The sequence below is a fragment of the Clostridium sp. genome (assembly GCF_016650095.1).
Classification (GTDB): domain Bacteria; phylum Bacillota; class Clostridia; order Clostridiales; family Clostridiaceae; genus Clostridium_AD.
Genome location: NZ_JAENWL010000072.1, coordinates 1 through 12,612, shown reverse-complemented (window position 1 = coordinate 12,612; position 12,612 = coordinate 1). Strand labels below are relative to the sequence as shown.

Below are 12,612 nucleotides of genomic sequence, written 5' to 3'. Positions count from 1 at the left end.
TGCTGTTATTGCTGCTGTTAATGTAGTCTTGCCGTGATCTACGTGTCCTATTGTTCCAATGTTAACATGAGGTTTAGTTCGTTCAAATTTTGCTTTTGCCATTTTATATTCCTCCTTATTTAAATAATTACACTTTTGTGCAAGTAAACTCATCCTGGTGTGTTATAAACCCTTAATAATTATGGAGCCCATAACCGGGATTGAACCGGTGACCTCCACCTTACCAAGGTGACGCTCTGCCGACTGAGCTATATGGGCACTTAGTTTTGGAGCGGGAAACGGGTATCGAACCCGCGACACCCAGCTTGGGAAGCTGGTGCTCTACCACTGAGCTACTCCCGCTTAGGTACAATTAATAGCAGTGCACCAGTTATTAACTTTACTATTGTTTGTTTCCCTTGTCAATACATTTTCACCTTTTACTTAAACATTTCTCTAATTTTCTTTTAACTCTTTGAAGTGCATTATCAATAGACTTTGCATGCCTATCTAAATCACATGCAATTTCTTGATAAGATTTGCCATCTAAATAGGACATCAGCACTTCCATCTCCAATTCTGATAAAACTTCCCCAATTTCATTTTGAATGCTTATTACTTCTTCTCGGCTTATAACTAATTCTTCGGGATCAGTAATTTTAGCCCCTGATAGCACATCTAATAATGTTCTGTCCGATTCCTCGTCATATATTGGTTTATTTAAAGAGATATATGTATTAAGAGGAATGTGTTTTTGGCGTGTGGCTGTTTTTATTGCTGTAATTATCTGCCTTGTAACGCAAATTTCTGCAAAAGCCCTAAAGGAAGACAATCTATCTGCCTTAAAATCTCTAATAGCCTTATACAGACCAATCATTCCTTCTTGGTAAATATCTTCTTTATCAGCTCCAATTAAAAAATATGACTTAGCTTTGGCTTTAACAAAATTTTTGTATTTATTAATTAAGTATTCTTGTGCTCTAACATTTTTACTTTGTGCCTCAATAACTACCTCTTCATCTAACCTATCTTCAAAGCAATAAGTATCCATACCGGCCCTAATGATTTTCTCCAACAAATATCCCCTCCACGCCAAACAAGTGTCATATAGATGATTATACCTTACAAGAATTTCTATAGTCAAGAAAATTCAGTGACTCCTTCGTATTTTTTCGAGTTTTTCCAATGTTTTTTCGTCTATTCTCTCTTCAAGCCAATTCTTTTTTTCTAAATATTTCTTTTCTGTCCTTGTTTGAATTTTTTTTTCAATACTATTTACTTCATGATAGAATTCTATAGAAGACATTCTGGTGGCACCTCTTTGAAAGGTAACCTGCTGCACCAAAGAGTCTGATGAAACAACACATATCTCAGATTTTCGTCCTATGTTATTCACCGTTCTTTCAATGTAATTATCTGCCGTTTCACCTTCTTTTGTAAAAACAACAACTATATTTCCGTTTGTTTCCTTTTTTTCTAGGCTACCTTTAACCATGTGTGCATCAAAAACTATAAACACTTTATAACCTTTAAATCCCGAGTAGTTTTGAAGAGTGTCAATAAGTTGCTGACGAGAATATTCATAACTAGAATTTTTAGTCTTTTTAAGATTTGGCCAGCTATTAATAACATTATACCCATCAACAAAAACTATTTTCACTTTTTACCTCATCTAATCTTTTGTTTCATAATTTCATACATTATTATACCACCCGCAACCGACGCATTTAAAGAAGTTATTTTCCCAATCATGGGTATTTTTACTAGCACATCACATTTTTCCTTTGTAAGTTTAGAAATACCTCTACCTTCACTTCCAATAACTAGAGCTACCGCACCAGTTAAATCAGTATTAAAAATATAATTTTCAGCATCCATATCTGCACCATAAACCCACACTCCACGTTGTTTAATTTCTTCTATGGTTGCATTAATATTAGTTACTTTTACTATTTTCATATGTTCAATTGCACCAGCTGATGTTTTATAAACTGTTGGTGTAGCTCCTACATTTTTCCGCTTAGGTATTATTATGCCGTGAGCTCCACATACCTCTGCAGTTCTTATTATAGATCCGAAATTATGTGGATCTTCAATTTCATCTAATATAATTATAAAAGGTTTTTCCCCTTTTTCTTCTGCATTTTTAAAAATATCATTTAATTGAAAATACTTATAAGGTGTTACTATAGCAATAACTCCTTGGTGTGATGAAGTTTGTGACATTTCATCTAGTTTTCTTCGGTCAACTTCTTTCGTAACAATTCCCTTTTCTTTGGCTAATGCTAATACTACACTTATAGAACCTATCATATCACCTTTAGCAATAAGAATATATTCTATAGTTCTATCTGATTTTAGTACTTCTATAACTGCATTTCTTCCTTCAATTAAGTCTTCTCTAATGATTTTAGTTTCAACTGCTTCATTGGTTTTATTATTTCTAGGTATTTTTTTGTTTTCTATTACATTCTCTTCACCTTGTTTATTTTTTTTATTTTCTCTGTCACTTGAAACTCCTCTACCTTCTTTGACACTCTGCTCGTCACCTCTATACCTTCTAGAAGTTCCACTTTTAACATATTTACTACTTGAAAATCCTTTACTTCCTTTTGCACCGGTCTCGCTCGTCCTAACTCTTTTAGACGCTATTCCACTTTTGTCTTCTCTATTACTTGAAGTTCCTCTACTTCCTTTATTCTCCTGATACCTTTTGTTGTCACTCATTTTAAATACCTCTCTCTTTATCTATTTCATTCCATATTCTTTTCTTATGGCCATTGTCTTTCCACAACACATAGCACCTTCAGGACATGGTCCACTAACGCAACTTGGTCCTGCATGTTTGAACAATGCAGGCGCTACAATTCTCACTTGCATTAGCATTGTTTTTGCCATTTGGCGTATTTCCCATTGAGCCCTTGTGCAACATCTCTGATTAAAGAAATGAATTAACTCCCTAGCATTCATAGTAACTATTATTTTAGTTTCACAAGCATTTGGAAATACATAACGTGCATCTTCGATAGCCTTTTTTTCCGCTTTACTCTTAAGAATTATGTATTGTTTTTCATCAATCTCTTCAAGATTTTTCAATTTTTTATCACTTAAATATTCTTTTACAAGATTGGTTAATTCATTTTTACACAGTATCTCCACTAATTGATTATACTCTTCTTGAACACGATTCATAGATTTAATAAAAATTTCTTTTGCTTCTTCATTTTTTTCAATATCCGGTGGAATTATGTATTCGAATTGTTTAAGTTTTACATATCTCTGACTTTGCTGAGAATAGGATGCTACCCTGTGTCTCACTAATTGATGAGTTAAACTTCTAGATACACCCTCAATTGCAAAAGTAAAGCTCACATGTTCTATTGGCGAATGATGTCCATAAGTCATTAGCATATCCAACAACTTCTCGCTCTTTTGTTCATCAAGATTTTCTAGTATCTCGTCAACCCCTACCTGGCTATAGCAAAGCTTAGCTGCAGCTGCTATAATTTTTTCAGGATTCGGTGTATGCTCTATTAGTTTAACCTTAAGCATAATTACTCATCCCCCAAATCAAAGTTTATAATTTTTTCAAACATATAGTTTAATCTTTCATTCTTTTCACTTAAATATAAAAAACCTACTAAAGCTTCAAAGCCTGTGGCCCATTTATATTCATTCAAATCTGCATTTTTAGGAATAGTTCCACTTTTTGAATTTCTTGCTCTTTTAAATATGCTGAGTTCTTCTTCATCTAAATCTTCTATTAAGTATTTCATATACTCACTTTGCGCATGTGCTTTCACATATGCAACTGCTTTAACATGAATTTTATGAACATTCATATCTCTATGTTTTTCTACAAGGTAGGTTCTAATAAATACCTCATATATCGCATCTCCAACTATAGCAAGAACTAGTGGATTTAACTGTTTCACTTGCTGCGTTGTAAACTTACCCTTTAGCATATTAAATTCCATGCTTATTCTCCTTTATGTGTATTAGATATCTCTCAATTATAATAGTTAATTGATGATGCCTTATAATATACCTATTAACTTTTATGACTATAGGTATTTCTATAGCCATGGTTTACTACAAGTCTCAAATGGAATCTATAATACTATGTTATTATTCTTAAATTCTTCTTTAACTCTATCAATAACTGAGCATATTTCGACTATTTGATTTTCCCCATCATTTCGCAATTTGAACTCAACATTACCTTCTGAAATTTTTTTACCTACTGTGATTCTTATTGGAATTCCAATTAAATCTAAATCCTTAAATTTAACCCCAACTCTTTCATTTCTATCATCCATAAGAACCTCTGCACCTATTTCTTTTAGGTTATTGTAAATTTCCTGGGCAATTCTCATCTGCTCTTCATCCTTTATAGACACTGGAACTACTACAACTTGATATGGAGCTACTGACAACGGCCATTTTATACCATTTTCGTCGTGGTGCTGCTCTATAATAGCTGCCATTGTTCTATTAATACCTATACCGTAACTCCCCATGACTAAAGGTTGATTTTTACCATCTTGGCCAATAAATGTTGCACCCATAGACTCTGAATACTTAGTTCCTAATTTAAATATGTGACCTACCTCTACACCTCTAGCAATTGTAAGCTGCGATCCACACTTAGTACATTTATCGCCCTCCGTAACGTTTCTATAGTCACCAACCACACCTTTAAAGTCTCTGCCATAATTAACATTTTCGTAATGATATCCTGTATCATTTGCGCCAACTATAAAATTATACATATTAACTACCTCGGCGTCTACTAATACTATATCAGCCACAATACCAATTGGGCCTGCAAATCCCACAACTGCTGAAGTTGCTGCCATTACAGTCTCTGCATCTGCCATTTCTAATTCCATAGCTCCGCCTATTTCATTTTTTATTTTAGTCTCATTTACCTGCCTGTCACCCCGTACCATAACCGCAACTACTCTACCATCAGCTTTATATATAATGGTCTTAGCAAATTTTTTAGCTGTGGTATTAAAGAACTTCTCTAAGTCCTCTATAGTTTTTACATTTGGAGTTAATATTTTATTAAGCTTAGTAAGCTCCTCTTTTTCCGATATATCTGGAGTGCCTGGAGCCTTCTCCATATTAGCTGCGTAGCTACATGAAGTGCAAAAAACTACCTCATCTTCACCCACTTCAGATTTAACCATAAATTCTGCCGAACCGGAACCGCCCATTGCTCCAGAATCAGCCTCTACAGCCTTACACTCCAGTCCACATCTTATGAATATATTATTATAGGCATCATACATTTTATTGTAAGATTTATCCAATCCCTCTTTATTTGCATCAAAACTATAGGCATCTTTCATTATGAATTCTTTTGATCTCATAACTCCAAATCTTGGTCTTCGTTCGTCCCTGTACTTTGTTTGAATTTGATATAAATTCAATGGTAATTGCTTATATGATTTAATTTCATTTCTAGCTATATCTGTAAGTACTTCTTCATGTGTAGGTCCCAAACAAAATTCTCTTGCATTTCTATCTTTCAGTCTAAACATCTCAGGACCAAAAACATCCCATCTACCCGATTCTATCCATAGTTCTGAAGGAATTAAAGCTGATGCTAAAAATTCTTGTGCATCTGCAGCATCCATTTCCGATCTAACAATGTCTTCAATTTTTTTTATAACTTTAATTCCAAATGGCATATAATTATATACACCTGATGCCATCTTCCTTATCATCCCAGCTCTTAACATTAATTGATGACTTGCTATCTCTGCCTCAGCAGGTACTTCTCGTAGTGTGCTTATCAGCATTTTTGATAATTTCATGAATATTCCTCCTAATTTGTTCTTTATATGATACATAGTATTTTTAAAAAAATAATAAAACAACAAAAAATAAAAAAATCGCCCTATTTTAGGGCGATTTCTATCGCGGTACCACCTAAATTTGCACTTATTTTTTAACGGTATATACTACCGGTAGTTTTTCTACAGCTCAAAAGCAGGTTCAAAACCTTTGAAAATCTCTCAACCTAGTATTTTCTCTCTGTAAATTGGCCTCTACTATTCTTCATCATTGCCTAATATTTAATTATATAAAATATTCTTTATAGTTACTAATAATGATACATATTAAATGTGTTCGTGTCAACAGTTAAGCTTTTCTAATATTTGTCTCCCAGTCTCTAAATCCTCAGGTGTTGTAATCTTTATATTATTGTAGCTACCTTCATAAAGATATACCTTATTACCATATTGCTCAACAACCATGGTATCATCTGTTACCCTGATACCAGCTTCATTAATTCTTTTATGACAATCTAATATAAGCTCATACCTAAAAGCTTGTGGTGTTTGAACACAAAAAAGCATATCTCTTTCAGGACTTTTCAAAGAAAAACCTAAAGAATCTTTTATCTTAATAGTATCCTTTGGCCTCACTCCACAAGCAGTTGCTCCATATAAATCTGCATAAATTACAGCATTTCTAATAATAGATTGGTTTATAAAAGGTCTAGCCCCATCATGAATGAGTACAATTTTGCAATTTGATAAAGCATATAGCGCATTTAGCACCGAATGTTGTCTTTCTTTGCCACCAATAATTACATCTTTTACCTTTTTAAAATTATATTTCTTAATTATCTCTTCTCTACAATAATCCATTTCACCTTCTGCAACAACTACTATAATCTCGTCTATATAACTGCTTTCAGAAAAAGCTTTTAAAGTATAATACAAAATTGGATGATTATTAATATTTAGGTATTGCTTATTAATATGTTCGCCCATCCGTCTTCCCTTACCAGCGGCCAAAATTATTACACAGTTTTTACTCATAAAAAACCTCGCTCACTTAATATGATTAACTTTTTACGAAAGAATCCTTGTTTTTAGCAAAAATCATCCTACCTGCAGCCGTCTGAAGTACCGACGTTACAATAACAACTATATTTTCGCCAATATACCGTCTTCCACCTTCAACAACTATCATTGTGCCATCATCTAGATACGCTATTCCTTGACCCGATTCTTTTCCATCTTTCATAACTTGGATTTTCATTTCTTCCCCTGGAAGAACTACTGGTTTTACTGCATTTGCAAGTTCATTAATGTTTAAAACAGGAACACCTTGAAATTCAGCTACCTTATTAAGATTAAAATCATTAGTAACTACTTTACCGTTTAAAACTTGAGCTAATTTCAAAAGTTTGCTATCCACTTCTGCAATATTCGGAAAATCTTTCTCCCAAATTTGAACTTCAATATTTAATTCCTTTTGAATTTTGTTTAATATATCCAGTCCTCTTCTCCCTCTATTCCTCTTAAGCCCATCTGACGAGTCAGCAATATGCCTAAGCTCCTCTAATACAAAAGTCGGTATTACTAGTGGCCCTTCAACAAAACCCGTTTGACAAATATCAAATATTCTACCATCAATTATTACCGATGTATCTAGAACTTTAGGATTTTCATTAGTGAACCCCTTGACTTTCTTTTCTTTGAATCCATCTTTCTTTTTAATACTTGTAAAGAAAGATAATATTTCATCTGTTTTCTTAGCGCAAATATCTGCTCCCAAAGCTGCCATTATAACCGTAAAAATAACAGCGAAAATATTCCATATGGCAGATTGGTAATTAAATAATCCTGCAACTAAAGCTGCAATTATAAGGCCTATTATTGCTCCGCTAGTACCAAAAATGATTTGAGCAGTTGGCATTTTTTGTGTGCTTCTCTCCACGTAATCCATAAACTTCATTATATAAGATACGATTACAGGAGATATTAAAAATAATATAACTCCAAAAATAAAAGTAGAAAAAATAATGAATATTATTGGCTGAATTGTACCATTTTTAAAATAATTAAGTTCAACGAAATAAGTTGTGCTTAGAAGCATGCCTCCTATTAAGTACCCTATAATTAGTCCAATGATTGTAAAAAGTCCTCTTAAAATTTTTTTTAACAAAAAATTTCACCTCCCTTTAAATTATTAACACATATTTGAATTTATATCCTGTTGTTATCTAATATATACTATAAATTTCATCATTTCAATAAAATATGTCATACAATTAACAAATTGTTAAATTAAATTCCTTATTTTACATAATGCTTGCTCCATATTAAGTCCAAGAACTAACATTATTTCACTGGCAACCATTCCTTCTACTCTTTCTAAAATCTTTACCTCTCCTGGTGGGAGCATCTCCTGCTTCTTTAAACAATACAAGTCTCTAATTACTTCACACATTTTTAGAGCATTTCCGCTTTGGGTTTTTTTCTTGTTATTTCTATATCTATTATTCCAATTACTTTCTATAAAATCAGAATCACTCGATATTGTATTTAAGATTTCTTCTAGTTCCACTACGTTTAAAATACTTCTTATTTTATAATTTTCAATTTTATCTATTGGAATCATAATATTCATATCATCTAATAAAAGATATATATTTACATATTTATATTTTATGCTAGATAATTTGTTGATATCTATATCCTGTATATACCCAGCACCATACTCTGCTATAAATACTTTTTGACCAATATTTAACATAATATCCCCCCTATTAATAAAACTCCTATTGATTTATTATATATTCATAGGGTGAAATACGTACTTAATTTATTGACAAAAACATAATATAAAACTTATAATTAAGATAATACAGTATTTAAATATTTACAAGGAGTTGAACTTAATGAAAGATTGTATATTTGATAATTTTCAAAATTCTGTTGATGAATCCCTATTACGGCATAGAAGTATTTTAGATATACTTACTAAACTTCAAGAATCTGAGGCTAGGGTTAATAGAGCTGTTGTAAAATCAGTTACGAATTGTGGTTGTATTAAAGTGAATGCAGAAAAGCAGTATACTCCCCCTAATATAGATGATTTGGATTTAGATACCCTTAGTGCTTCACTTGATACTCACATGCAAGGTAATCTTTGTGAAAACTGTAGAGAAGTCATAGAAAGTGAACTAGGAAACAATCTTTTTTATATTACTTCTTTATGTAATCTTTTAGACTTAAATTTATATGACGTTCTTTTAAAAGAGTATGACAAAATCAGTACCTTAGGTAAATATACTATGAGATAGAAAATATAGCATAAAATAACTTAGAACTTATTTTATGCTATATTTGTTTATCTAACATAAATTGCTCTTTTAACCTTCTTAATCCATTTTTTATAGCTTTAGCCCTTGCTTCACCAATACCTTCTACACTATCAAGTTGTTCATAAGAAGCTTCCATAGTAGCTTTTAATTCTCTAAAGTGCTTAACTAAATTTTCTATAACATTTACAGGTATTCTAGGTATTTTGTTTAGCATCCTATATCCTCTTGGTGAAATTAAAGTATCTACTAGAGGAACACCTATATATCCAATTATTTTAGAAATAAAATCTAAATCTATAAGTTCTTCTGAACTCATGTTTTCTATTTGTCTATATATTTCATTATAATTCATACCGCTTTGACAATAATCCCTTATTAAAAGTATTCCATCCTCCTCAACGCTTCTAATTAACTCGTTTAATTGCATTGAAATTAGTCTGCCCTCATTCCCAAGTTCACATGTATACCTTTCTATTTCTGCAACTATTCTCATAACCATTTCGGTCCTTTGTATTGCTGATATCACATCAAATAAAGTAGCTAAATCTTGAAACTCTAAAAGATTTAAATTACTTACTACACGCTCAAGAACCGAAACATATTTTTCTAATGTCTGAATAGCTTGGGTTGCCTTTGCTAAAATAACACCACTATCTCTTAAAACATATTTTATGTCCTCTTTGTAAACCGTTATGATAGTTCTTCTTTGTGATATTGCAACAACAACAGACCCTGTTTGTTTGGCAATTCTCTGAGCTGTTCTATGTCTTGTTCCAGTTTCAAAAGTTGGTATTGTAGGACTCGGCATAAGTTGAGTATTAGCATATAATATTTTTTTCAAATCACTGCTTATCACTATAGCTCCGTCCATTTTTGCTAGTTCATATATATATGCAGGGCTATAGTCCGCATTTATTCCAAACCCACCATCTACTATATCTAATATTTCCTTACCATCTCCTAAAACAATAAGTCCACCAGTCTTAGCTCTCAAAATATTTTCAAGTCCTTCTCTAAGAGAAGTCCCAGGAGCCATAATTTTTAGTATATTCATAAGTTCCTTACTTTTTTCTACTCTCATTTTTTTCTCCCTACTTAATAAATAGTGTTTTTAAAAATCTTACTTATAATATCTTTTATAGAATTTGTGTCTATAATATTAATATTTTCATTTAAACTAGGCATTCCGCCATCCACTTTAATCTCGTTAAATCATCATATCTATATTTTAAACAGTAATGGCATATAAATATCATTTAAAAAATATTTTTTTAAAATAAGACACATTAAAATAAATTTTATAAATCGCTACAAATTAAAAAACCACCCGAGAGTGGTTTTTTTAAAAGTGTACACCCTATCAAGCATACACTTTTTACTTTATATTAACAAGATTAAATGTGTAAAGTTTTAAATATTAATTCATTATTTTTCATAAATACACTTACATTATCTCCTTTAGCAATATCCCCCTTAAGAATTTTTTCAGAAAGGCTATCTTCCACAGCCTTAGTAATTTCTCGTCTAAGTGGTCTAGCTCCATAAGGAGTATCAAATCCAGCCTTAGCTAAATATTTTTTAGTTTCCTCATCAAAGCTAATATTAATTTGAAGTTCTTTAAGTCTGTCTTTCACTACCTCCAGCATTAATTCTACTATTTTATATAAGTCCTCTTGTTCTAGTGAATGAAATACTATAATATCATCTATTCTATTTAAGAATTCTGGTTTAAATGAATGTTTTAACTCTTCCATTATATTTTCTTTCATCTTTTCATATTCCGAATTTACGTTATTTCCTTTTATATCAAAACCTAAAGACTTCTGTTTCTTAAGAGTAGATGCTCCTACATTTGAGGTCATTATAATTACTGTATTTTTGAAATCAACTGTTTTACCTTTTCCATCTGTTAGCCTACCATCTTCTAATATTTGCAACAAAATATTAATTACATCTGGATGAGCTTTTTCAATTTCATCGAAAAGTATAACGCAGTAAGGGTTTCTTCTCACCTTTTCTGTTAGCTGACCACCATCATCAAACCATACGTAGCCCGGTGGGGAACCCATAAGTCTTGAAACGGTATGTTTATCCATATACTCTGACATATCTATTCTTATCATGTTATTTTCATCACCAAACATAGCCTCAGCAAGGGCCTTACACAACTCCGTTTTGCCTACACCAGTGGGGCCTAAAAATATAAAAGAACCTATAGGTCTCTTTGGGTCCTTTAACCCTACTCTTGCGCGTCTTACAGCCCTTGAAATGGATTTAACTGCTTCATATTGTCCTATTACTCTCCTGTGAAGTGCCTCTTCAAGCTTTAGTAATCGCTCTGATTCCTTTTGCGTCAATTTTTCTATAGGGATATTAGTCCATTTTGATACCACATTTGCAATTTCAAGTTCTGAAACTATAAGCTCATCTGCTTGGTTTTGAGTTTTCCAATTATTTTTAGAATTATCTAATTTATCCTTTAACTGCTTTTCGGTGTCTCGTAGTTTAGCTGCCTTTTCAAAATCCTGTACTGATATAGCATCAGCTTTTTCTTTAGAAATTTTATCTATTTCATCCTCTAAATCCTTCATATTTGGTGGAGCAGTTAAACTTTGAATTCTTACTTTTGCACCAGCTTCATCTATAAGGTCTATTGCTTTATCAGGTAAATATCTATCTGATATATATCTATGTGATAAATTAACCGCAGCATCTATTGCGCTATCAGTAATCTTAACTCTATGATGTGCTTCATATTTATCTCTTAATCCTTTTAATATATTAACAGCTTCCTCTTTACTTGGTTCTCCTACAGTTATAGGTTGAAACCTTCTCTCCAGTGCTGAATCTTTTTCAATGTGCCTTCTGTATTCATCTATAGTTGTTGCCCCTATGCATTGAAGTTCTCCACGAGCAAGTGCCGGTTTTAATATATTAGAAGCATCAATAGCACCTTCAGCTCCTCCTGCCCCAATAATAGTATGAATTTCATCTATAAATATAATAACATTTCCCGCATCTACTATCTCTTTCATAACCTTTTTAAGCCTTTCCTCAAATTCCCCTCTATATTTAGAACCTGCCACCATGGATGATATGTCCAAAGTTATAACTCTTTTGTCTTTTAATATTTCGGGGATACTACCGAAAGCTATTCTTTGAGCAAGCCCTTCTGCTATAGCTGTTTTGCCTACGCCTGGTTCGCCTATAAGGCATGGATTATTCTTCATTCTTCTGCATAAAATCTCTAAAAGTCTCTGTGTTTCATTATCTCTTCCTATTACCGGATCAAGTTTACCCTCTCTCGCCATTTCAGTTAAGTCTTTACCAAAACGATCTAAGGTTTCAGTTCCATGTTGTTGTTTTTCTTTTGATAAACTTCCCTTTGGAGTATCTTCCGAACACCAATTATTTAGTATATCATTTCTTAGTTTATTAAAATCCGCTCCTAAATTAGCTAAAATTGTATAAGCAACCCCCTCTTCTTCTCTAATCATAGC

13 protein-coding genes and 2 tRNA genes are annotated in these 12,612 nt (G+C 32.3%); 1 reads left to right on the top strand and 14 read right to left on the bottom strand.

All coding sequences use genetic code 11. From position 1 onward, the window contains the following. The 12 genes from JJE11_RS06440 to JJE11_RS06385 form a co-directional block, all read right to left on the bottom strand. A partial coding sequence (locus tag JJE11_RS06440; protein WP_291633765.1) for a GTP-binding protein occupies positions 1 to 102 on the bottom strand: 102 nt, incomplete at its 3' end. 80 nt (positions 103 to 182) lie between these two features. Then, a tRNA-Thr gene (locus JJE11_RS06435) sits at positions 183 to 258 on the bottom strand. A 9-nt stretch (positions 259 to 267) separates the two neighbouring features. Then, positions 268 to 342, bottom strand: a tRNA-Gly gene (locus JJE11_RS06430). A 70-nt stretch (positions 343 to 412) separates the two neighbouring features. Next, the gene (gene sigH / locus JJE11_RS06425; RefSeq protein WP_291633763.1) at positions 413 to 1,030 is read right to left on the bottom strand and encodes an RNA polymerase sporulation sigma factor SigH; all 618 of its coding nucleotides are present in this window, start codon (positions 1,028 to 1,030) and stop codon (positions 413 to 415) included. A 99-nt stretch (positions 1,031 to 1,129) separates the two neighbouring features. Then, positions 1,130 to 1,639, bottom strand: a complete 510-nt coding sequence (locus tag JJE11_RS06420; protein WP_291633760.1) for an NYN domain-containing protein — start codon at positions 1,637 to 1,639, stop codon at positions 1,130 to 1,132. Positions 1,640 to 1,647: 8 nt separating this feature from the next. Beyond that, a complete protein-coding gene (gene rlmB, locus JJE11_RS06415; RefSeq protein WP_291633761.1) occupies positions 1,648 to 2,430 on the bottom strand; it encodes a 23S rRNA (guanosine(2251)-2'-O)-methyltransferase RlmB in 783 nt (260 codons plus the stop codon). A 297-nt stretch (positions 2,431 to 2,727) separates the two neighbouring features. Then, entirely contained in the window at positions 2,728 to 3,531 is an 804-nt protein-coding gene (gene thyX / locus JJE11_RS06410; protein ID WP_291633758.1) for an FAD-dependent thymidylate synthase, read from the bottom strand. 2 nt (positions 3,532 to 3,533) lie between these two features. Beyond that, positions 3,534 to 3,956 (bottom strand): ribonuclease III domain-containing protein, encoded by a 423-nt coding sequence (locus tag JJE11_RS06405; RefSeq protein WP_291633756.1) that lies wholly within the window; start codon positions 3,954 to 3,956, stop codon positions 3,534 to 3,536. A gap of 135 nt (positions 3,957 to 4,091) precedes the next feature. Beyond that, positions 4,092 to 5,804: a proline--tRNA ligase gene (locus JJE11_RS06400; RefSeq protein ID WP_291633754.1), complete on the bottom strand. Its 1,713-nt coding sequence runs from the start codon at positions 5,802 to 5,804 to the stop codon at positions 4,092 to 4,094. Between the two features lie 321 nt (positions 5,805 to 6,125). Further along, positions 6,126 to 6,818, bottom strand: coding sequence for a 2-C-methyl-D-erythritol 4-phosphate cytidylyltransferase (gene ispD / locus JJE11_RS06395; RefSeq protein WP_291633752.1), 693 nt, complete (start codon positions 6,816 to 6,818; stop codon positions 6,126 to 6,128). 25 nt (positions 6,819 to 6,843) lie between these two features. Continuing rightward, positions 6,844 to 7,950, bottom strand: a complete 1,107-nt coding sequence (locus tag JJE11_RS06390; protein WP_291633750.1) for a PIN/TRAM domain-containing protein — start codon at positions 7,948 to 7,950, stop codon at positions 6,844 to 6,846. Positions 7,951 to 8,067: 117 nt separating this feature from the next. Beyond that, complete coding sequence (locus JJE11_RS06385) at positions 8,068 to 8,541, bottom strand: CarD family transcriptional regulator (RefSeq protein ID WP_291633748.1); 474 nt, start codon at positions 8,539 to 8,541, stop codon at positions 8,068 to 8,070. A 145-nt stretch (positions 8,542 to 8,686) separates the two neighbouring features. On the opposite strand from JJE11_RS06385, the gene JJE11_RS06380 reads away from it, so the two are divergent. Beyond that, positions 8,687 to 9,091: a DUF1573 domain-containing protein gene (locus JJE11_RS06380; RefSeq protein WP_291633746.1), complete on the top strand. Its 405-nt coding sequence runs from the start codon at positions 8,687 to 8,689 to the stop codon at positions 9,089 to 9,091. Positions 9,092 to 9,128: 37 nt separating this feature from the next. Here JJE11_RS06380 and disA read toward each other — a convergent pair whose 3' ends face one another. Further along, complete coding sequence (gene disA, locus JJE11_RS06375; protein WP_291633744.1) at positions 9,129 to 10,193, bottom strand: DNA integrity scanning diadenylate cyclase DisA; 1,065 nt, start codon at positions 10,191 to 10,193, stop codon at positions 9,129 to 9,131. Positions 10,194 to 10,506: 313 nt separating this feature from the next. Beyond that, a partial coding sequence (locus tag JJE11_RS06370; protein WP_291633742.1) for an ATP-dependent Clp protease ATP-binding subunit occupies positions 10,507 to 12,612 on the bottom strand: 2,106 nt, incomplete at its 5' end.

Coding starts and splice junctions, on each gene's coding strand:
- JJE11_RS06400 (WP_291633754.1), bottom strand. CDS start 5,804: ATGAAATTATCAAAAATGCTGATAAGCACACTACGAGAAGTACCTGCT.
- ispD (WP_291633752.1), bottom strand. CDS start 6,818: ATGAGTAAAAACTGTGTAATAATTTTGGCCGCTGGTAAGGGAAGACGG.
- disA (WP_291633744.1), bottom strand. CDS start 10,193: ATGAGAGTAGAAAAAAGTAAGGAACTTATGAATATACTAAAAATTATG.
- JJE11_RS06380 (WP_291633746.1), top strand. CDS start 8,687: ATGAAAGATTGTATATTTGATAATTTTCAAAATTCTGTTGATGAATCC.
- JJE11_RS06385 (WP_291633748.1), bottom strand. CDS start 8,541: ATGTTAAATATTGGTCAAAAAGTATTTATAGCAGAGTATGGTGCTGGG.
- sigH (WP_291633763.1), bottom strand. CDS start 1,030: ATGGATACTTATTGCTTTGAAGATAGGTTAGATGAAGAGGTAGTTATT.
- JJE11_RS06405 (WP_291633756.1), bottom strand. CDS start 3,956: ATGGAATTTAATATGCTAAAGGGTAAGTTTACAACGCAGCAAGTGAAA.
- thyX (WP_291633758.1), bottom strand. CDS start 3,531: ATGCTTAAGGTTAAACTAATAGAGCATACACCGAATCCTGAAAAAATT.